Origin of the sequence: Endozoicomonas sp. OPT23, from assembly GCF_009653635.1 — a bacterium.
Lineage (GTDB): Bacteria > Pseudomonadota > Gammaproteobacteria > Pseudomonadales > Endozoicomonadaceae > Endozoicomonas_A.
Map to the genome: position 1 here is coordinate 204,815 of NZ_PPFD01000002.1, position 21,621 is coordinate 226,435.

The 21,621-nt window shown below is 46.7% G+C and carries 18 protein-coding genes and 2 riboswitches; of the genes, 11 read left to right on the forward strand and 7 right to left on the reverse strand.

Translation table 11 applies throughout. From position 1 onward, the window contains the following. Positions 1 to 59 precede the first annotated feature (59 nt). A complete protein-coding gene (locus tag EOPP23_RS02765) occupies positions 60 to 695 on the reverse strand; it encodes a cupin domain-containing protein (protein ID WP_153764460.1) in 636 nt (211 codons plus the stop codon). A 447-nt stretch (positions 696 to 1,142) separates the two neighbouring features. On the opposite strand from EOPP23_RS02765, the gene EOPP23_RS02770 reads away from it, so the two are divergent. Continuing rightward, entirely contained in the window at positions 1,143 to 2,510 is a 1,368-nt protein-coding gene (locus EOPP23_RS02770; protein ID WP_153764461.1) for a TolC family outer membrane protein, read from the forward strand. Between the two features lie 46 nt (positions 2,511 to 2,556). On the opposite strand, the gene waaA is transcribed toward EOPP23_RS02770, so the two are convergent. Beyond that, positions 2,557 to 3,840, reverse strand: a complete 1,284-nt coding sequence (gene waaA / locus EOPP23_RS02775) for a lipid IV(A) 3-deoxy-D-manno-octulosonic acid transferase (protein WP_153764462.1) — start codon at positions 3,838 to 3,840, stop codon at positions 2,557 to 2,559. Between the two features lie 201 nt (positions 3,841 to 4,041). On the opposite strand from waaA, the gene EOPP23_RS02780 reads away from it, so the two are divergent. From EOPP23_RS02780 to cobS, 7 genes are all read left to right on the forward strand, one after another. Beyond that, entirely contained in the window at positions 4,042 to 5,529 is a 1,488-nt protein-coding gene (locus tag EOPP23_RS02780; protein ID WP_153764463.1) for a cobyric acid synthase, read from the forward strand. 146 nt (positions 5,530 to 5,675) lie between these two features. After that, a complete protein-coding gene (locus EOPP23_RS02785; RefSeq protein ID WP_153764464.1) occupies positions 5,676 to 6,059 on the forward strand; it encodes a hypothetical protein in 384 nt (127 codons plus the stop codon). A gap of 58 nt (positions 6,060 to 6,117) precedes the next feature. Further along, positions 6,118 to 6,708, forward strand: a complete 591-nt coding sequence (locus EOPP23_RS02790; protein WP_153764465.1) for a cob(I)yrinic acid a,c-diamide adenosyltransferase — start codon at positions 6,118 to 6,120, stop codon at positions 6,706 to 6,708. Positions 6,709 to 6,779: 71 nt separating this feature from the next. Then, positions 6,780 to 7,091: riboswitch (cobalamin riboswitch) on the forward strand. A gap of 100 nt (positions 7,092 to 7,191) precedes the next feature. After that, positions 7,192 to 8,130 (forward strand): cobalamin-binding protein, encoded by a 939-nt coding sequence (locus tag EOPP23_RS02795; protein ID WP_153764466.1) that lies wholly within the window; start codon positions 7,192 to 7,194, stop codon positions 8,128 to 8,130. Positions 8,131 to 8,133: 3 nt separating this feature from the next. Next, positions 8,134 to 10,038, forward strand: a complete 1,905-nt coding sequence (locus EOPP23_RS02800; protein WP_153764467.1) for a TonB-dependent receptor domain-containing protein — start codon at positions 8,134 to 8,136, stop codon at positions 10,036 to 10,038. A 10-nt stretch (positions 10,039 to 10,048) separates the two neighbouring features. Further along, positions 10,049 to 10,684: a histidine phosphatase family protein gene (locus EOPP23_RS02805; RefSeq protein ID WP_153764468.1), complete on the forward strand. Its 636-nt coding sequence runs from the start codon at positions 10,049 to 10,051 to the stop codon at positions 10,682 to 10,684. Continuing rightward, positions 10,677 to 11,486: an adenosylcobinamide-GDP ribazoletransferase gene (gene cobS / locus EOPP23_RS02810; RefSeq protein ID WP_153764469.1), complete on the forward strand. Its 810-nt coding sequence runs from the start codon at positions 10,677 to 10,679 to the stop codon at positions 11,484 to 11,486. The genes EOPP23_RS02805 and cobS overlap by 8 nt, the downstream gene beginning before the upstream one ends. Here cobS and cobD read toward each other — a convergent pair. From cobD to cobT, 5 genes are all read right to left on the reverse strand, one after another. Continuing rightward, positions 11,476 to 12,510, reverse strand: a complete 1,035-nt coding sequence (gene cobD, locus EOPP23_RS02815) for a threonine-phosphate decarboxylase CobD (protein WP_153764470.1) — start codon at positions 12,508 to 12,510, stop codon at positions 11,476 to 11,478. The two genes, cobS and cobD, sit on opposite strands and share 11 nt — an antisense overlap. Positions 12,511 to 12,522: 12 nt before the next feature. After that, complete coding sequence (gene cbiB, locus EOPP23_RS02820) at positions 12,523 to 13,494, reverse strand: adenosylcobinamide-phosphate synthase CbiB (protein WP_370514594.1); 972 nt, start codon at positions 13,492 to 13,494, stop codon at positions 12,523 to 12,525. After that, positions 13,488 to 14,105 (reverse strand): cob(I)yrinic acid a,c-diamide adenosyltransferase, encoded by a 618-nt coding sequence (cobO, locus tag EOPP23_RS02825; protein WP_153764471.1) that lies wholly within the window; start codon positions 14,103 to 14,105, stop codon positions 13,488 to 13,490. Before cobO ends, cbiB begins: the two co-directional genes overlap by 7 nt. 127 nt (positions 14,106 to 14,232) lie before the next feature. Then, entirely contained in the window at positions 14,233 to 14,751 is a 519-nt protein-coding gene (cobU, locus tag EOPP23_RS02830; protein WP_153764472.1) for a bifunctional adenosylcobinamide kinase/adenosylcobinamide-phosphate guanylyltransferase, read from the reverse strand. Between the two features lie 15 nt (positions 14,752 to 14,766). Beyond that, positions 14,767 to 15,795 carry a nicotinate-nucleotide--dimethylbenzimidazole phosphoribosyltransferase gene (gene cobT / locus EOPP23_RS02835; RefSeq protein WP_153764473.1) on the reverse strand — a complete coding sequence of 343 codons (1,029 nt, stop codon included), beginning with the start codon at positions 15,793 to 15,795 and terminating at the stop codon, positions 14,767 to 14,769. A 108-nt stretch (positions 15,796 to 15,903) separates the two neighbouring features. Then, positions 15,904 to 16,169, forward strand: a riboswitch (cobalamin riboswitch). A 101-nt stretch (positions 16,170 to 16,270) separates the two neighbouring features. Here cobT and EOPP23_RS02840 point away from each other — a divergent pair. From EOPP23_RS02840 to EOPP23_RS02850, 3 genes are read left to right on the forward strand one after another with little or no spacing between them, the layout of a single operon-like run. Next, a complete protein-coding gene (locus EOPP23_RS02840) occupies positions 16,271 to 20,683 on the forward strand; it encodes a cobaltochelatase subunit CobN (protein WP_153764474.1) in 4,413 nt (1,470 codons plus the stop codon). Then, positions 20,683 to 21,150 (forward strand): MotA/TolQ/ExbB proton channel family protein, encoded by a 468-nt coding sequence (locus tag EOPP23_RS02845; RefSeq protein WP_153764475.1) that lies wholly within the window; start codon positions 20,683 to 20,685, stop codon positions 21,148 to 21,150. The genes EOPP23_RS02840 and EOPP23_RS02845 overlap by 1 nt, the downstream gene beginning before the upstream one ends. Next, positions 21,143 to 21,433: a hypothetical protein gene (locus EOPP23_RS02850; protein ID WP_153764476.1), complete on the forward strand. Its 291-nt coding sequence runs from the start codon at positions 21,143 to 21,145 to the stop codon at positions 21,431 to 21,433. The genes EOPP23_RS02845 and EOPP23_RS02850 overlap by 8 nt, the downstream gene beginning before the upstream one ends. Positions 21,434 to 21,621 lie beyond the last annotated feature (188 nt).

Consider the following 21,621-nt stretch of genomic DNA (forward strand, 5'->3'; position numbering starts at 1 on the left):
TCATAGTCTGATCAATATTTCCGATTTTCTAGGGCGTTTAAAGAAGCCCCGACTGAGCCTTACTCTGAGTGTGTCAGATGCCCTGTTTTCAAAAGCAATCTGGTGCTAATAGAACAAGCGGCCATTTCCAGGTTGTCCTGAATGCCTCTGAACCAGCCATGTTGCGACAATAGTTGATTATTGATGCTAACGGAACCTGATATAACCAAAACTTCTACTCCGGTGGTTGCGTCGTCCAGTTGAAATTTTGAACCATTTTCCAGTTGGATCAGGCAAGTTGTTTCATTTTTATATTGATGCAGAATTTCAACTGAACGGTCAGATTCCATAGTGTTCTGACTGACGGTTTTATTGTCACCGGTCTGGAACTGATCCAGTTTTACAAAAAGAACACAGCCGTTCACGCTAAATGCTGCATGAGTGCTGCCTGGTGGGTTTCGAATATAAGTGCCGGCAGGGTAGTCGCCTGTTTCATCTGAAAAGATGCCGTCCAGTACCAGAATCTCTTCACCCTTTGGATGAGGATGACTATGAAAGCTGGCATTAGACGTATATTTCACCAGACTGGTAGCATGGCCGCTCTCACGCTCTTCTCGTGCCAGCCTTTTACGAAATACTGAAGGGGAGGGGCTTGCTTCCCAAGGCATTGAATCTGTTTCAATAGCCAGAGTTTTACGGAAATCCATATTCAGCATGGGCAGACCTTTTTAAATGCTTAAGAGGCTGTTTGAAAAGTATCTGTCCTACGGCGGTCACAGTAAATTGGTCTAAAAGTGTGCTTTTGTTCGTCAAATAGCCAGCTATTATCCTCTCAAAACCGCATTTCTATCCTCAATTTCCTGCAATCCTCGCTACGCTACGGACGATACTTATCAAACAGCCTCTAAGCTTTTTGGTTTATTTTGTGTATTTATGGTGTTTGTTGAATATGAACCAAATCTAAGTCAATAGTATTACTTTTAATCTGGAGCTGTTCTTCCGACCCTTGGTAAACAAGTGTAAACTCAAGTCGTTCACCCTTGAGTTACCTGCTATACCTGACCATTATTGCTCAATTAAAGCCTGCCTTCTGGCTCAGAGAAATAATGTGAAATGCTAACTCTGAACTGCATTTCCCTTTAGACATTTAAGGAACTGGAGATATGCCGCGATTCTATCGTAACGGTTTTCTGTTGGCTGCCCTGACAAGCACAATTATGAGTGCTCAGGCTGCAACGACAGAATACAACCTGCTGGACGTTTATAACCTGGCACTGAAAAATGATGCCCAGCTGGCAGCAGCCCAGGCCGATAAAATGGCATCTCTGGAAGGTTCAGTTCAGGCGCGTTCTCAATTGCTGCCTACAGTAGCTGTGACTGGTCAAACTCAGTACAACAAAATCGAATCTGTTAGCCCTTTTAATGGCAAATCTAAGGATGATTACAATTCTACCTCTTGGAGTGCGAGCCTAACTCAGCCTCTGTTCAATCTTTCAAGCTGGTTTAGCTATGATGCAGCTAAATTTAACAGTACAAAAGCTGAGCTGGATTTTGCAGTGAAACAGCAGGACCTTATTCTTCGAGTGGCTGATGCCTACTTTAAAGTTTTGAAGTCAGAAGACAGCCTGATTACTGCAAAAGCTCAGGAAAAGGCGGTTAAACAACAGCTAGACCAGGCACGTGAACGTTACAAAGTTGGTCTGATTCCTGAAACTGATGTTTTGGAAGCTAAAGCCAGTTACGACTCCGCTCGTGTAGGCCGTATCGATGCTGAAAATGGTGTTGCTGTCTCTTATGAAGCCCTGCGTACCATTACCAATAAACAGATCAGTGATATTGGTAAGCTGAATAAGAAAATGCCTGTGATGAATCCAACCCCTTCCAGCAGTGAAGAATGGGTTTCCAGCGCATTAAAGAACAGTATCCAGTTGGCTGCTGTACGAGAAGGCTTAAATGCAGCTAATAGCAATATCAAAGCTAAAAAGTCTGGCCATGCTCCGACAGTCGATGCTTTTGTGAACTATCAGGACAGCACAAGGTCGCAAGGACGAGGTACAGAAAATGATGCTACTGTCGCTGGCGTGAAATTCACCCTGCCTCTGTTCACCGGTGGAGCAACCAGCTCACAAGTTCGTCAGGCTACCTACCAGTACGAATCTGCCCAGCAGAACTACGACAATGCTCTGCGTACTGTTTACGCAGGTACTCGTAACCTGCACCGTACGATTAATTCTGACGTAGCCAAGGTTGATGCCCGTTGTCAGGGTATTGTCTCTTCCGAGAGTGCGATGAAGGCTACTCAGAGCGGTTATGAAGTAGGTACTCGTAATATCACTGACGTACTGAACGCTCAGAATGCCCTGTTCTCAGCCCAGAGTAACTACCTGAATGCCCGTTACGATTACATCGTAAATACGCTGAAGTTGAAGCAGACGGTGGGTACCCTGAGCCCTCAGGACCTGACCGATCTGAACGGCTGGATTGTTTCTTCTGAAGAAATCTCCATCCCTGCCAAGTGTCGTGCCAAGTAAGCGCGGTACTTTTAAAACGGGTCACTGATGTGGCCCGTTTTTGTATTTATACCTTTAAGGTTTTCTGCACCAGATTAAGCAGCTCTTGCAAAGCACCTCGATTACTCTCAACAAAAATCTTTCCTTTCTCACCCATGCTATTTCTGAGATCAGAAGATGCCAGAAGCTCTGATGCCTGTTCAGCAAGCTCGTTAGAAGACTGAACCAGTTTCATACCACCACTGCTCACTAATTCCTGACTGATTTCATTGAAGTTGAAAATACTTGGTCCGGATAAAACAGGAGTGCCCAACGCTGCCGGTTCCAGCATATTGTGACCGCCATTCTCGACCAGACTGCCGCCAACAAAAGCCAGATCAGCCGTTGCATAGAGCTTCATCAGTTCGCCCATGGTGTCGCCCAGAATAACCTGGGTTTCAGGAGTGGTTTCACTGGTTTGACTGTGACGAATGGCAGATAGATTATTACCTTCAATTAACTGGAACACCTGATTGAAGCGCTCAGGGTGTCGTGGAACCAGAACCAGCAAAGCGTCTTTATTTTTAGCGAGTACTTGCTTAAAAGCGGCAATGACCTGCTCGTCCTCACCCTGATGAGTACTGGCTGCGATCAGGATGTCCCGCTTTCGTTCAGCACCTGTTTCCCAACGCTTTCTTAACTCATTCGCCTGACGGTGAATTTCTGAATCAACCGTAATATCAAATTTAACGCTGCCTGTGATGCGTAGCTGTTTATCCGTCAGTCCAAGCTGTTTGAAACGTTCGCCGTCAGTGCTGTTTTGACAGGCGACTAATGTAATCTGTTCCATCATCTGGCGAGTCAAACCACCCAGCTTGCCATAACCCTTTGCAGACTTTTCAGAGAGGCGGGCATTGGCAATAACAATGGGAATGTTTCGTTTGTGGCAGGCGGCTACAGTATTCGGCCATAGCTCTGTTTCCATCATCAGGGCAAGTGTTGGGCGAATACGGTTTAAAAAGCGACTCTGAACATCAGGGAGATCATAGGGGCAGTAAACATGGTGAACCGTGTCGCCATACAGTGCCTTAACTCTGTCTGAACCGGTAGGCGTCATGGTTGTGACTACAAACTGGTGATTCGGGTAGAGTGCCATCAGCTGTTTCACCATAGGCGCGCTGGCAATGGTCTCTCCCACAGACACTGAATGAACCCAGATCACCGGTTTGTTATCGGGCAAGGCTTTAATAAATGCGAAACGTTCGCACCAGCGTTTATGGTAGGCGGGAGCTTTTCGACCTCTGAGATACATTTTCAGAAGCACCAGTGGCACGGCCAAGTACAGCAGGAACGAGTAAATTATTCGACTCATGAAGCGGGCTATTTACCGAAACAGGATTGATCAGGCTATGTTACCAGATAGAACGAAGATGGTTCAGATATGAGCCGTTTTGCACTCGGCAAGCATGAGCAGAGCTTGCAAATAGCCTCTGATCACTATTCACTACGCCAGCTTTTATCTGGTATCCATTTATGAGCAAACCCAGGAAAAACAAACCCAAGAACAGTGCCAATGACATTTTCAAAGACCAGTAAGACCCTGATGGTGCAGGGAACCACCAGTGATGCCGGAAAGAGTGCTCTGGTGACAGGCTTGTGCCGTGTGTTCAAGCGGCGTGGTATTTCTGTTGCGCCGTTTAAACCACAGAATATGGCGTTGAACAGTGCTGTTACTCAGGATGGCGGTGAGATTGGCCGGGCTCAGGCTTTACAGGCAGAAGCAGCGGGTTTAGAGCCTCATACGGATATGAACCCGGTTCTGTTAAAACCAAATACAGACGTTGGTGCCCAAGTGATTGTTCAGGGGCAAGCTATTGGTGAGATGAATGCTGTTTCCTATCACGAATACAAACCCAGAGTGATGAAAGCTGTGCTGGAATCCTGGCAGCGGCTTACTGATCAATACGACAGCGTGTTGGTAGAGGGGGCAGGCAGCCCGGCAGAGATCAATCTCAGGGATCGTGATATTGCCAATATGGGTTTTGCCGAAAAAGCAGACTGCCCGGTGATCATTATTGCCGACATCGATAAAGGCGGTGTCTTCGCTCATTTATACGGCACGCTTAAGTTGTTGTCAGAGTCTGAACAGAATCGAGTTGCTGGCTTTGTAATTAACCGTTTTCGTGGTGATATCAAACTGCTTGAGTCAGGCCTCGACTGGCTGGAAGAAACAACCGGAAAGCCAGTACTGGGTGTTCTTCCTTACCTTCATGGCCTGCATCTGGAAGCAGAAGACGCGGTTGAATCTCAACAGGTAAAACAGTCCGACAATAATATTCTCAATGTTGCCGTGCCGATTCTGACAAGAGTCAGCAATCACACAGACTTCGACCCGTTAAGGCTTCATCCCGATGTAAACCTGCAATTGGTCAGAAAGGGGCAGCCTATTCCCGCCTGTGATCTCATTATTATACCTGGCACCAAGAATACCCGGACTGACCTGAACTTCCTCCGTGAAAACGGTTGGGACGAGGACATTCAAAAGCATCTTCGCTATGGCGGCAAACTAATGGGGGTCTGTGGTGGCTACCAGATGCTGGGGCAGTTTATACATGACCCTGAAGGTATTGAGAGCGAAAGTGGCAGTTCATCGGGTTTAGGGTATCTGGACTTTGAGACAACGATGGTTCGAAAGAAAACCCTGAAGCAAGTAAAGGGCAAACTGACCTTTCCGGGCAAACAACCAGTGACGGTTACCGGTTATGAAATACATGCTGGTGAGACAAGCGGTACAGCATTAGAACAGCCTTTAATAAGACTGTTAGAAGGCAGTGATGACGTTGATGGTGTGCTGTCTGCTGATGAGCAAATTTTTGGCTCTTATCTTCACGGGATATTTGAAACGGCTGAAGCTTGTGAAGAGATTTTAGTCTGGGCAGGTAAAAAACATAAATCCGAGACAGATTATCGAAGCCTGAAAGAAGAAGGCATTGATCGTATGGCGGATGCTGTCGAGCAGAACCTGAACATGAATAAAATTATGAATTTAATCAATATCTGAAGATTACAGGCTATACCCTAGTTGAACATCATGACATTATTGCGCCCATAATAATCCGACAGGTGTCGATTGTTTAACTTCACGAAATACCAGTTGTGTCACTGACAACAAAAAAGATACGACTGGAGGTAGCAGGAAGCTAGAAGATGAACCATACCCAGTTTGCAATTAATTCTATTGGCAAAAATATTAATTCTTTGATGAAGATCTCCTCCTTCATCGGTCGTTCAAAGAATTATCATTACGTAATCGCCTGTGTCAGCTGCAGTGTTGGCTCAGCCCTTCTGGCATCGGGGATTGTGCTGGGGGCAAATGTAAACCTGGTCGCTTCACTGGGTGGGGCTATCATCGCTTACGCATTCACTATCTATTCTGCTTTCGGCGCCCGAGCTTGTGAGAACCAGCTTAGCCAGATTCAGGTGCTCGAAAAAGAGATGGAAGTAGGTCGTCGTGAGCTTCAGATTTTGGCTAGCAAGGTGTCTCGAAATAGTATGTCCAAAAAACCTGCTGCTGTAGGCTCTGCTGCCTGATCTGCTATTCTTGCCCGAGTCTTTCAAAATAGAAAAACAAGCTCGGGCAATAACCGCAATGACCAAAGAACGTAAAGGCTATCGCCTGACCAAGATCTACACCCGTACTGGTGATAAAGGCACGACCAGTATTGCCGGTGGTGAAAAAGTATCCAAGACCGACCCTCGTATCGAAGCCATCGGCACCGTTGATGAGCTCAACAGCTGGATGGGCATGCTTCTGCACTCCCTGAAAAAATTCGGTGATTTATCTGAAAGCCAGTATCAGCAAGTGTTTGACATTCAACACCGATTGTTTGATGTTGGCGGCGAGCTGGCTATGCCGGGCTACCAACTGGTTCAGGCAGAACATACTCAGGCACTGGAAACCCTGATTGATGAACTCAACGAACCTCTGCCTTCTCTGAAAAACTTTACCCTCCCTGGTGGAGGTGAGTCAGCCTGTCATAGTCATATGGTTCGTACGGTATCCCGACGGGCAGAACGCTGTGTGATTGTACTGAAAGAGTCTGGTGCTGAAATTAATGCGCCATTGATGACGTTTCTCAACCGCCTTTCAGATGTTATGTATGTTCTGTCACGGCACTGTGCACGGCAGAATGAAGGTGAAGTCTTGTGGCAGGCATCTTCCGTAAACAAATCTGAATAAGACTCAGGGTATATCCTTAGCGCAAAAGATTAGTGCTTTGATATTCCCCCTCGTTTATTATATCCGCCTCTTTGCAAGTGACCTGACAGGGCAAGCCCTGTCAGCCTGTTTGTTTTATACACAAGCAGGAGGGAACCGGATGAAAATCCCGGACTGTACCCGCAACTGTAACGGAAGAGTTCACAGCGTATTACCACTGACCAGTGCATGGTAAGTAGACAGACAGAAGAGTTTTCATGGTTATTTGCCCGCCTGCGGCGGGCAAATAACCAATAATAATTCTATAACATCTGTCTCCATACTTGATGCATATAGCGTCGGGAAGGTTGTTGATGAACGATGACGCCGAAGTCAGGATACCTGCCTTGCAAAGCCACCATAGACCGGGCGGGTAACCTGGCGGTTGGGGATACTCTCTCCTTTTTCCGGACGTTGTCCGGTGCCGTTTAACGCCCTGAAGAAAACTTAATCAGAGATTTCAGGGTGAGACGTTTCTTTCTGCTCAGCGCAATACTTCTGTTACTGACAGCGACTGTTCAAGCGGGTCAGAGAAAACCTGTGTGCGTGCTGGACGACAGTAAAAGAACACTTTGTCTCGATAAGCCCGCTCGAAAAATTATCAGCCTTTCCCCTGGTTCAACCGAGCTACTGTTTGCAGCAGGTGCAGGCCAATTTGTGATTGCTGTGGATAAAAACAGCAACTATCCGCTTTCGGTAAAAAAGCTCCCCAGTGTTGGTGGTCATAAAAGCGTTAATGTCGAAGCGATTCTGGGTATGCAGCCTGACCTCATAGTGGTTTGGAGCAGTGGCAGCAGTGATCGGGTTATTCGCAAGATAGAAGCCTTGGGGCTTAATACTCTGCATCTTGATGCCAAAGAGTTTGATCAAATCGGCTCTGCCATACAGAAACTCGCTATTCTCGCAGGTACAGAAAAAGCAGCGCAGAAATCAATCAAACAGTTCAATAAAAGGTTGTCGGCATTAAACGAAAAATACAGCTCAAAAGAGACTGTGACTGTTTTCTATGAAGTCTGGCGCGATCCTCTATTGACCATCAATGGCGACCAGCTGATCAGCAAAACCATAAAGCTTTGCGGTGGCCATAATATTTTCTCGGAAGCAGTAGTTCTTGTTCCAACAGTGAGTAAGGAAGTGCTGTTTGCCCGTAATCCGGAAGTCATTCTGGGTTCTGAACATCAGAAAAGTAACCGTGATTCGCTGCGAGAATACTGGCAGCAATTTTCCAGCCTGACCGCTGTTAAACGACAACAGATCTACACCGTACCGGCCGACCTGATTTCCAGACCCACACCCAGGTTGTTGGAAGCTGCAGAGCAGGTGTGCCAGATATTCCAATCAGTAAGAAATGCCCGTGAAGAGGCAGTCACCAACAATAAAACACACTCGGATGAGAAGGCTTAAACCGTGAGCGAAAATAGACGTACATTTTCTAAACACCCTCTGGCTATTGTAACGGCTGCTGTTATCAGTGCCGCTGCAGGCATGGCGCAGGCTGAAGAAGCTATTAAACTGGATAGTGTTGTTGTTACTGCTTCCAGAACAGCCCAGAGCATTGATGAAACACTGGCTCCGGTGACTGTTATTACTCGTCAGGATATTGAGCGTAAGCAGGCTACGTCCGTGACTGAACTGTTGTCTACTGTTCCGGGAGTCAGTGTGACAACCAATGGTGGGCCAGGTTCAAGATCATCGGTTTCTATACGAGGAACAGTATCAAGACAGACTTTGGTTCTTGTTGATGGGCAGCGAATTAATAGTGCCACCAGTGGTGAAGCAAGTTTTCAATACCTAGATCCAGATCAGATTGAAAAAATTGAGGTGGTTAGAGGGCCTAGGTCAAGTTTGTACGGTGCTGATGCTTTAGGTGGTGTTATTCAGATTTTTACCCGTAATGGTCTGGGTAAACCATCTCTCAGAGTCCGAGCAGGCACTGGTAGCCGTAAAACAAACGAACTTGGCGTTAGCTACGGTGGAACAGTAGATAAAACAAAGTTTTTCGTAGGGGCAAACCTTTTTGAAACAGCAGGTTATAACTTTTCCAACAAGGATGGCTATATTTCTCAGAAAGGAGCTAATCTGGATGATGATGCGTACCGGAATAAATCTATAAATGCCAGTCTCTCTCATGAGTATGATTTTGGTCTGGAAGTTGGAGTTAAAGCTTCTCATAGACAAGGTAAGAATGAATTCGACAATAGTACTACGGACTATTATCACCAGCAGTTTAAAGCCAGTATTTTAAGCCTTCATGCATCATTGCCTATTAATGATCTTGTAACCTCAAGATTTGATGCAGGTTATTCAAATAATGAAGCAACAGACTATATTTCTGGTCGAAAAGATGATCTTTTTGGTACAAGCAGAATATCTGCATCTTTGCTGAATGATATTTTTTGGGCTGATAACCAGATGCTCACAGCTGGTGTCGACTATTACAAAGATAAAATTGATACAACAGACAAATTTGAAAATAAATCTGGTAAAAAAGAAAACTCTCGCTATAACTATGCTGCATTTGTACAGAACCAGTCGTCTTTTGATTCAAGTGATTTTCTGATCTCCCTGAGATCAGATAAAAGTGAAGTATATGGCTCAAACCTCACGGGTAATGTTTCTTTTGGAATTGAGTTGCCAAGGAATATGCGTGTGATTGCTTCCTATGGTAAAGCATTTAGAGCACCTACTTTTAATGATCTGTATTTCCCAAAAACAACATACCCTTCTGGCTATAAATATGTGGGTAACCCAGATGTAAAGCCAGAGAAAGCGGATAACTACGATCTGGAATTACGTGGTAAAACAGGCTTATTTAACTGGTCTGCCGTACTGTTCGAAAACAATATAGAAGACTTAATTGCAACAGAACCAGGCTCTGATGGTTTTAATACTCCTACCAATATTAATAAAGCAAAAATTCGTGGACTTGAATTATCTCTAAGTGTGCATATCAAAGAATGGACTTTGAATACTTCATACTCACTAGTGGACCCTAAGGATACTGAAACTGATAAGGTGTTAGCTAAACGAGCTAAACAACAGTTTGCTTTTGATGCTGACCGAGCGTTTGGTAAGTTGTCTGTAGGTGGTACTTTAAGAGCTCAGAGTGACTCCTACACGAACAGTAGTAACACTCAAGAACTTGCTGGCTTCGCCACTGTAGATTTTAGAAGCGCTTATAAGTTTGATAACGAGTTGAAGGTTGAAGTGAAATTGGTTAATGCTCTTGATAAGTCTTATCAGACTGCAAAGGGCTACACGGCTGAACCACGCGGCACATTTGTAACCTTCATCTGGACCCCACAACTCTAACGGCCTAACCATGACCCAGGAAACGACAACCCGAATCGACCTGCTACGCCACGGCCAGCCGGAAAACGACGGTTGTCTTTCCGGTCAAACCGACGCATTGCTGACAGCCAAGGGCTGGCAGCAAATGCGTCAGGCTATGTCTGCTCCCGAGAACTACGACCTGGTCGTCAGCTCCCCTCTTAAACGCTGTGCTGAATTTGCTGATGAGTTTTCCCAACAGCAAAAGCTGCCCTTGGAGATAATCCCCTGCTTTCAGGAAATGTCTTTTGGTGATTGGGATGGAATGAGCTATCAATTCATTCATCAGAATTTTCCTGAAGCTCTTCAAAACTTCTGGTCTGATCCCTGGAATTGTAAACCGCCACGGGCTGAATCTATTCAGGCGTTTATTCAGCGAATTACTCAAGCCTGGCAGCAGCTTCTTAGTGACCATCAGGAAAAACGAATATTACTAGTCACCCACTCTGGTGTTATCAGACAGGTTATTGCCTATATTCTGGCGATGGATGTTAAAGCAGGCCATGCTATGAGTCGGCTTGCTATTGATCATGCCAGCCTTACCGGTTTTGAAGTCTATCTGGATGAAGACGGTCAATCATGGCCACGAATGCTTTTTATGAATCGCAGGAACTATTCGATTGAGTGATGAAACAACAGATAGCACGCTAAACGCTCACGGTCGCTCAATTGCTTTGGCTTTGGGCTTTTTTACCCGACTGCCCACCCGACAACTGCAGAGCATAAAAGAAGGTGATATGGGGCGTGTGCTTTACTATCTACCTCTGGCAGGATTGTTGATAGGGATTGTTTCAGCTCTGTCCGGCTACCTTCTTTCTGAATTTCTCATTTACTGGAGTGGTGAAGCCTCCGTTCTTCGTGATGTTTTAGTCGGTCTGGTGACTTTTTCACTTTTGGTGGTCTTAACGGGTGGGCTGCACCTGGATGGCCTGGCTGACTGTGCCGATGCCTGGGTTGGTGGTCTCGGTGATAAAGACCGAACACTGGAAATAATGAAAGACCCGGCTTGTGGTCCCATGGCCGTGTTTATTATGGTTATTCTGTTACTGCTGAAGGCGGCCGCTGTCACTGCAATGGTAATGGCTTCCCAGTGGCTGATAATTATTTTAATTCCGCTGTTAAGTCGTACAGCGGGTGTCGCTTTATTTAAAACAACAGACTATGTTCGCCCTAATGGTATGGGAAAGGCCTTTGTTGAGTTTGCACAAAAGCCTGCCTGTGAGTTTATAGTTTTATTGTGCGTAACAATACCGCTGTTATTGGCAGGTCAGGCGCTCTTGTTGCCACTGTTGATAACAGGATTATTTTGGTATTGGCTAAGAAAACAGAGTGTTGAGCGGTTGGGTGGCTTCACCGGCGATGTTGCCGGTGGTGTGATAGAGCTGACGGAAGCCAGTCTATTTCTATTTACAGCGCTCTTTATTGTATGAGTATTAGTTTGAGTCTATAAAGAGCTTCAGACAGCTGTTGCCAGTCAGTTTCCCTGTCTGGCAGTCCAAAACGAAGGCCATCCTTCTCATCCAGCAAACGAGTAAAAATGGCTTTCTCACATAGAGCGTTATGCAGCACTTCAGCTCTATTCGTTTTTACCGTCACAAACATCGCAGCAGTGTGAACCTTACCGAAATAACGACTTAACAGCTTGGATAGTCGCTGGCTGGCATAGTGTAGAAACTGTCGATTGTTTTCCTGCCAACTGTTGTCAGACAAAGCCTGCTTACAGATTTCTCTGGCTGGTCCTGAAAGCGTCCATGGGCCAATAATGGTTTGCAATTGATTTAATAAATGCGGCTCTGCCAGTACAAAACCTGCACGAATACCGGCCAGCCCAAAGAACTTCCCTACAGATCGTAAAACAATCAGATTATCTAATGGTGATAAGTGGCTGATACTCTGCTCTGTGTCCGAATCCATAAAGGCTTCATCAATAATCAATAATCCATTTTGTTGCTGTAGCGCTTGATGCCATTTCAGCAGTGAATCAGCACTGTTTCTGAAAGTAGTGGGGTTGTTAGGGTTGATCACCAGCAGAATATCAACTGAGTTGATTAACTCACAGGAAGGTTCGTTGTGATAGCTGACAACCTCAAAACCATTCTTCCGCCAGGCGTTGGCATGTTCTCTATAACCTACGTCGGGTAAAGCTACCGTTTTCAGGTTGGGCGAATGGGCTTTAATCAACAACGGTAAAGCTTGAATAGCGGCCTGAGTGCCAGCAACTGGCAGTAGACTGGTGGTCTGGTAATAGTCACAAGCCGCTTCAACTAACCCATCATCATCTTCAGGCAGCCGGTTCCATGCTCTTACAGGAATATCTTTGACGGGGTAGCAACGAGGATTCACACCCGTTGAAAGATCAAGCCACTGTTCAGCAGGAATATCATACTGCTCAGCAACCTGGTTCAGCTTGCCGCCGTGGTTTAATAAACCTGTCGTGTTTGTATCAACTGTCATAAAGAGAAGAGTTTAGTGGAAATAAAATGAAGTCAGAGAAGTTAACAGGAAGATAACAGCCCAAAGCCAGATACCTTTATTAACCAGTGCTGTTGCCCTGTCGATATCCTCTGTCTCGGGAAAACTACCTTCTCCCAGTTGAATACCTTGTGACACTTGCCCGTGATATACCGCCGAACCACCCAGAATAATGTTCAGGCTGCCTGCACCACTGGCCATAACGGCGCCACCATTAAAGCTTTTGTAGGTATGTCCCTGTGAAAACCAGCAGTGAACAGCTCGCTTTGTATTGCCGAACAGAGCATAAGTCAGTGCACAGAGTTGGGCAGGTATTAGATTCAGAAGGTCATCACTGCGAGCGGCAAAACGACCAAAGAAGAGGTATTTGTCGTTTTTATAGCCCCACATGGCATCCAGTGTGTTTACCATTCGATAGATCACTGCACCGGGAGCGCCAGCAACAATAAACCAGAATACGGCACCAAATACCGCATCGTTTCCGTTTTCCAGAACCGATTCTATGGTGGCTCGAATAATCTCGGGCGGTTTTAATGAATCTGTCTGGCGACTGACCAGCCAGCCTACTTTGGTTCTGGCTTCTTCCAGATCACCGTTCTTTAGAGCTGTGGAAACATAGCCACCGTGCTCTGCAAGGCTTCGCTTGCCAATGACCAGATAGAGAATAAAGACTTCCAGTAGCCAGCCAATCGCAGGAAGTTCAGCGACAAAAGTCACAAGTAGATAGACAGGCAACAAAGCTATTAACGCTGCAAGGCTTCCAGAAACCAGCTTTTTGCCATCAGAACTGTTCTTTACAGGATAAAGCTTCTGCTCCAGCCATTTCACATAACGGCCAAAACCAATCAGCGGGTGCCAGCGATTAAGCTCACCAAACCGCTGATCGAGCAGCAGAGCAATAGTCAGCTGAATGGCTGGTGAGAATAACAAATCAAACAAAAAGTCAGGCAAAGTATTGTTTACCACTCAATACCGGCTTGCGCTTTAACACCGGCCTTGAACGCATGCTTCACCATTTTCATTTCAGTCACAGTGTCGGCGTATTCTCGCAGAGCAGTGGGCGCACCACGACCGGTCAGAATAACATTCTGGTGTTTTGGGCGGTTCTCCAGCGCTTCTTTCAGGTCATTCCACTCCAGATGACCGTAAGCCAGCATATAAGTGATTTCGTCGAACATAACCGTGCGAAGGTCGTCGTTTTGAAGCATGGCAACCGCTTTTGGCCAGACTTCATCGAATGCCTGCTGGTCACGCTGTTTATTCTGGGTTTCCCAGGTAAAACCAGAGCCCATTACTTCATGCTGAAGATTATCCAGCTTTGACAGAATATTGGCTTCGCCACATTCCCAGGTGCCTTTAATAAATTGCACCAGTCCTGCATTAAAACCATGGCCTAAAGTACGAATCACAGTGCCAAAGCCAGAGCTGCTTTTGCCCTTACCGTTTCCGGTCAGAACAATAACCACACCACGTTCTTCCTGAGCTCGCTCAATGGCTGCATCCACCTTGGCTTTGTGTTTGGCCATTTTCTGCTGGTGGCGTTCGTCTTCTGTCATATCTGTTTTTTTGTCGGTCATGTCTGTTTTAACCTCTATTCTTAACTCTCAACCTTAGCCCTTAGGAGTAGTCCCAAAATAACTTCCCGATTTACTTTCCCCTTTGCATAGCAAAGGGAAAAAGCAACATTAGAAACAGAAATTTATTTCAGGACTGTTCCTTAAGAACGTGAGGTAAACCAGCTACTGTAAGCGTGACTTTGTCTGCCAGTTCGGCAATATCCTGATGTAAACGACCTGATTCATCACAAAATTGTCGTGTGAGTTCCCCCATAGGAACAACGCCCATACCTACTTCATTAGAAACAAAAAGTACTTTGCCCTTTAATTTCGGCAGACATTCCAGCAGAGCGTGTCGCTGCTTCTGAAAAATTCCCTTGTCTTCACTGCACAGCAGGTTAGTCAGCCAGAGGGTCAGGCAATCAACCAGTAGGCAATGATCAGGCGATGAGTGTTGTTCCAACACTTTTGCCAGCTCAATAGTCTCCTCAACCACCGGCCAGTGATCAGGACGTTGTTGTTTGTGATGTTCTACCCGATCAGCCATTTCATCGTCATAGACAGTCGCAGTGGCGATATAGATAACCTTCAGGCCAGACGCAGCGGCTGTTTTCTCTGCAAGGCGACTTTTTCCTGAGCGGGCTCCGCCGAGTATTAATTCAATCATTGTATTTTTCAGCCTTTATAAGCTGATTCCCAGGTCTTCAAAACTGGCCATATTGTTATAAAAATCACAGGCTGACCGAATGATGGGCAGTGCCAGAGCGGCGCCAGTACCTTCACCCAATCGCATGCCAAGGTTGAGCAGTGGCTCTGCATTTAGTTCATCAAGCATTATTGGGTGGCCATGCTCATTAGACTGATGACAGAAAATCATAAAGTCACGGGCAGCAGGGTGCATACGAACGGCCAGCATGGCAGCAGCGGTAATAATAAAGCCATCCACCAGTATCAGCATGCCACGTTCAGCGGCTTTCAGCATAGCGCCAACGGTTTGAACAATCTCAAAGCCACCGACAGCGGCCATAATTTCTTCTGGTGTAACGAGATTGTCTTTATGCAGAGATATTGCCTTGTCGATCAGCTCCTTTTTGCGAGCCAGCTGCTCATCGTTAATACCGGAACCCCGTCCGACGACATCTGCTGTTTTACAGTCAGTGAGAGCACATAGAATAGCGGCAGCAGCAGAGGTGTTACCAATGCCCATTTCACCAAAGGCGACAGTGTTGCAGCCTTCGCTGTGCAGAACGTCAATTTGTGATGCGCCCAGTTGCAGACCTCTTTGAACGTTTTCCCGAGACATGGCTGAGGTTTCAGAGAAGTCCTCAGTGCCATTGCCTAAACGCTGCTTGATCAACTTTGGATGATCAGGGAGTTCCTGTTTGATGCCCGCATCAACCACTCGCAATGAAAGAGCGTTAGTATTACAGAGACTGTTTATAGCGGCGCCACCGTTTAAAAAGCAGGACACCATCAGGGAAGTAACGTCACTTGGTGCAACGCTGACACCCTGACTGCTAATACCATGGTCGCCAGCGAACAGAAGCAGTGATGGATTGTTAATAGCCAGCTGTTCAGAGGGTTGGACCAGCGCAACCTGCAGCGCAATCTGCTCAAGCTGGCCCAGTGAACCGGGTGGCTTGAGTTTACCGTCTATTTTTTGCTGAATACTTGCGGCTGAATTCTGGTCTACAGGCTTGATCGAAAACATGGCTTTATTCCGTTGAGCTGGCAGGGCTGAGGGATAGTAGCAGCTTTTTTAAGCTTTGGAAGAAGCTTGTAAGTGCTTCTACTTGTTACTGATTTTACTCTTGTGTACTCTCCCAGCTCGTTTTCAGGTGCGTTCTTGCAGTTTTGTAAGAACGATAATCGGGAATCAGGTTTAAATCCTGAGCTGCCCCCGCAACGGTACGAAAAGCGAGTACTTTTTATAGCCACTGCAATTAATTGATTGTGGGAAGGTGAAGTACTCAGACAGTACTCTCTTTAAGTAGCTATGGTTAAGCGTAGTCGTTTAATCAAACCTTTAAAGAAGACATTGTCAGCTTTCAAGCCCGGAGACCGGCCTGAACAACTGGCGTGTCAGGCGGGGTGATCCTGAATAGCTGCTTCTCGGTCAATAATCTGTTGACCATAGACTGCTGTTATCTCTGTTGATGCGTGTAGAGTCTGTTTCCGAGGTCTGCATGACAACCCATTTTCAATCCTGCCCAGGGCAGTGTTCCGAGTCATTATTTGCGCGATGCCTGAAAAGGCTGTCGGTCTTATTTCTATTCCTGTTTCTTGCGGTTGTCCGGCCAGCTTTTGCTTCAGAGCTCTTTGCTATCGTTTCAGATCGTTCGGCAGCGGACCTAGCGTCGGGTGCCCATGCCTTTCTGGAAAAAAACACGAGTCAGAATATTCAGATACGCAGTGTTTCCCAGATCAATGAGATGACCGATGAACAACTTGGTAAACAGCTACAGCAAACGGATAGTCTGTTGATTGCAGCTGTGTTTGGTGAACCCGTTGAGCGTTTATTAGCTGCTGCCTATCCCGAGCGACAGAAGCGGCTGGTGTTGAGCAGCGACCGACGTTTGTATGCACTGAATAACCTGGATGCAGAAGGAGACTTTTCTGCTCTCTCGCCAAAACAGTTGAATGAGCTGCTTAAAAACTCTTCTTTGCAGTTGTTAGTACAACAGAATGTATTTCCAGAATTTGAACGCTGGCTTCAGGCCAGAGCTTACTGGACAGGAAGAGGCAAGGAGAACCTTGGTTCGCTCTGGCGTTTTCTGGCAACTGGTGAGATAAGAGAGCCTGTAGAAAGAGAGTCAGTTCGTCTGTATCTCAACACTAAATCTGTGAAGTTTGATCAACTGTCTCAGTCTATTGATCGTAATAAATCCACTTTGTTCATCCTTGATCAGGACTCCGGTGACCGCCCCGGAGATTGGGATTTGCATCAGGCACTCTGCAAAGAAAGCGAGCTTCAATGCATCAGCTTGTTAGCTGAATGGGGGCAGGCCAGTGTTAATGCTGTTGAGAAAATAAAAGAGCTGGCACCAAAGAAAGCGCCTTGGGTCGTACTGTCACTGCAGGATTTTGTGATCGGCGGTGGTGAGGCTCGTGAACCGGTTACTCAACTGTTTCAGTCGTTTAATGTTCCGGTGTTTAAAGGTATTCGCCAGATAGAAATGACACCAGTTCAATGGCAGCTATCACGACAGGGTATTGCTACTGATTCGGTTCACTACCGTGTCGCTATGCCGGAAATTCAGGGTATCAGCCAGCCAATGGTTTTGGCGCTGGCTTCTCCGGCATCCGTGGATTCATTGACTGGCGTAAGAATCGTTCGAACCCAGCCTCAGAACGATCAGGTAGAGCAGCAGCTGGCCAGAATCAAAAGCTGGATGAAGCTGAAAACGACGGATAATTTCGAGAAACGCATAGGCGTTATCTACTACAACCACCCTCCAGGAAGACACAACATAGGTGCTGATAACCTTAATGTGCCTGAAAGCCTGTTTGAAATATTACAGTCGCTAAAGGCTGAAGGTTATGACACTGGCGATTTACCAAAAAGCCCTGAAGCTCTGCTCGATCTGCTGCAGGAAAAAGGGGTAAACCTGCCTCAGGACAGGAAGGCCCTTGAAGCAATGGCGCCAAAAATAGCCGGTGTTTCCACAGAAGAGTACCAGCAGTGGTTTGCCACTCTGCCAGACAGCATTCAGCAGGAAATGGTCGATGGGCCGCTGGGGTATTTGCACAGTCGTTTTCAGACCATCGTCGCCCAGCCTGAATTGGCAGGGAATCTACAGACGCAGAAAGTTCTGAAAGGGCTGGTTGAAAGTACTCTCACTGATTTAGAGCACGTGCTGGACGGTGTTCGAGTACAGGATAAGCGACGTAGAGCTCTTGCGTTACTGCATCAATTGGAAACCAGCTACGGGAAAGTGTTGGCTAATCCTGCTTCTAGGCAGAACACACAGTACCTGACTCAAGCCTCAAAGCTTGTGAAAGCTATTGTTGAAATGAATATTGAGGGTTTAAGAGGCTGGGGAGCAGCGCCTGGTAGAAGCATGGTCTGGGAAAGCCGTATGCTAATTCCCGGACTTCAGTTCGGTAAGGTCTTTCTTGGGCCTCAACCACCAAGGGGCTGGGAGCTTAATGAAGAACTGCTGCACGCGAATATGTCCTTTCCGCCACCGCACCAGTACATGGGTTTTTATTACTACCTGAAGAACGTCTTTTCTGCGGATGCCCTGATCCATGTAGGTCGTCACTCGACCTATGAGTTTCTGCCAAGACGCAGTGTCGGGCTTGGCGCCGACGACTATCCACAGCAGATGGTGGGCGACCTTCCGTCTATTTATCCCTATATTGTTGATGGCGTCGGTGAAGGCATTCAGGCCAAACGCCGTGGATTGGCCGTTATGATTGATCACCTGACACCACCGCTGGCTGTTACTGATCTGTACGACGATCTTCTGTCATTAAGGCAGTTAATAGAAAGTGCAGAGGCTGCCTCTGACGATGCAACCCGAAAACTGGCGGTGAAATCCATTCGTGAGCAGATAGATGCCACTGGCTTGCGTGATGAACTGATTGCCAGCATGGATGAAGAGTTAAAAGTTCGGGGTATTGATTTCGATCAGGTAGAGGATGATTTCCTGCTTCATGAAGTTGGCCACTACCTGACTAAAATTCAGGAAAGCTTTATGCCGCTGGGTCTGCATGTCTTTGGACGGGACTGGGATGAAGAAGCAGTCGATACTATGTTGGCTTCCATGAAGCAGGAAGATGATTATGCCAAAGTTAATCAATGGCGAAAGGCGCTGATTGAATCCCCTGAAGCTGAAATGAGCAGTCTTATGAATGCTCTTGAGGGTGGTTTTGTCGCACCGGGCAAGGGTAATGATCCGGTTAAAACGCCTGAAGCCCTGCCAACAGGCAGGAACTTCCATGCTCTGGATGGCAGTCTGTTGCCAACAACTATCGGGCATAAGGTGGGTGTCGAACTGGCAGAAAAGGTCAGGGAAAACCCGGCGACCGAATTTGATAAGAAGCAGGGTGTGATTCTCTGGGCATCGGACGCTGTCAGGGATGAGGGTGCCATGATTGCCTTTGGTATGGATCTTCTTGGTATCAAACCTGTCTGGAACAGTCGCGGCATAGTACAGGGTATTGAGCGTATAGATCTGGATGACAAACGCAAACAACGTTTGGATGTGTTGTTTACAACGTCCGGACTGTTCAGGGATTTATACGGTCAGCAACTGGAATGGCTGGATCAGTCCATTCTTCTTGCGCTGGCAGGCAGTGGCGAAACCATCCGAAAAGATTATCCGGCATTGTCGTCTGCTTTAACCGATGCTTTGAAACCGCTGGGTGAAGGTAATCACGAAAGCTCTGAATCGCTGACAGTCAACAGAGTTGCCAATAACTGGGTAAATGAAGCACGACAGCTGTTAACAGCATTACCTGAGTCAGAACATGAAAACATTGGTCGAAGAGCCAGTTTGCGTATCTTTGGTACGGCGCCAGGCAGTTACGGTGCGGGTATCAACAGACTGGTTGAACGTTCCGGCAGTTGGCAGGAACGCAAAGAGCTGGGTGATGCTTTTGTTAAACGTATGGGGCATGCCTATGGGATGACCAGTTCCGAAGGCGGTTCAAGCACAGCCATCAGTGCTCAGGATGATTTTGTACGACAGCTTGAGCAGGTAGGGCAAACCTATCTTGGGCGAGCCAGTAACCTCTATGGTTTGATTGATAACAATGATGCTTTTGATTATCTGGGTGGCCTGAATCTGGCGGTGGAAACCGTATCGGGCAAAGCGCCGGACAGCTACGTGATTCAGCACGCCCGAACAGACGACATTCGCCTTGATCCGCTGGAATCTGCTTTGATGGGAGAACTACGGGGCCGTTTTCTCAATCCTCAGTGGATCAAGCCATTGATGGATGAAGGTTATGCTGGTGCAAGAACCATGGGCAGTGAATTTGTGGAATACCTATGGGGTTGGCAGGTAACCAGTCCGGAAATTGTTAAATCCTGGGTTTGGGATGAGGTAAAAGCTGTCTATCTGGATGACAAACTTGAACTGGGGCTGGATCAATTTCTGGAATCAGGCCATAACAACCAGGTTCGAACCAATATTATGGCAGTGATGCTGGTGGCTGCAGGTAAAGGCTTCTGGCAGGCTGACCCTGAGACTCTGCGAGAGCTGTCTAATGAGTTTGCAAAGAGCATTATTGAAAACGGCATTCCCGGAAGTGGCCATACTCATCCGAACCATCCGGTTTACCAGCAGATTATGCCATTGCTCGATGATGGAACTCGAACAGAGTTAACCCGTCTGTTGGAAGCCAGTCGTCTACCTGAAATAGCGCAGCCTGCTGTTGATACTTCTGTCAGCCGTATACAGGAAATCAAACTGGATACCGATGATGTTCAGGAACAGTCTAAAGAAGTTGAAAGCACAGAGAACAAAGAGAGTCGCTCTGTAGAACAGCCAGTAGAAAATGAGACGGATCAGAATACCTGGTATCTGCTTATTATCGTTTTCCTGCTGCTGTCAGCCGGAATCATTCGTGGCCGAAGGGGAGCAAAATAATGCTGTCGTCTTTTTCTATTGAAACAATGCACACCATTACTGGCTCCCTGCTGGAACCCGTGGTTTGGGCTTTGTTATTTATGCTGGGTCTTTGTATCTGGGAAACCGGTCAGGCCATTGGTGAGCGGTTCGGAGGATTACGGCAGCTGGCAGAAAGAGGTGACCTTTATCTTGCTGAGCAGCAGGGTAAACGTCGTATAGAAAGAGCCGACCTGATCACCCGAATTGCTCCAATGCTGGGGCTGATGGGAACCTTGATACCTTTGGGGCCAGGACTTGCAGCTCTGGGTGATGGCGAGCTTAGAATTCTGACAACCGCCATGACGGTAGCTTTCGACACCACCATCATGGGGCTGCTGGCAGGTATTACCGGCTTTATTCTCGGACGTTTTCGTCGTCGCTGGTACGACCGGCTGCTCTATGAAATGGAAACCGAGCTGGATAATCGTGAGGCTTGCTATGAGTGATCACTGGAGATCAAGCAGGTTCGATCAGGAAGAAGCTGAGCCCATGGGGCCTATGGCCAGTCTGATGGATATTATGCTGGTCTTTTCCTGTGGATTGATTGCTGCACTGATTGCCTTGAGTCCGGAACTGCAGGAACGATTCAAGGTTCAGAAAGAGATCACTCAAGGGCGAGAGCTGCCTTCTATACCGGAAGGTATTAAGCAGTCAGGTGATGGTTATGAGCCGATAGGCCAGGTGTATAAAGATCCGAAGACAGGAAAATTAATTTTAATCGGTGAGTGATGTAGATACTCGGAAGTATGAATGAATATGTCCTTTCCCCGTTTGCAGCGGGTAAAGGACAATCTAGTGTTCGACTATTTGTGTCTACTCTATGTTGGAAAATAAATAAAATGTCGTGTATTGCGAATTTGAGTTATTCCTCATAAAAACATTGCAGGCTGGACTCTTACAGGCATAGGATAAGTTAT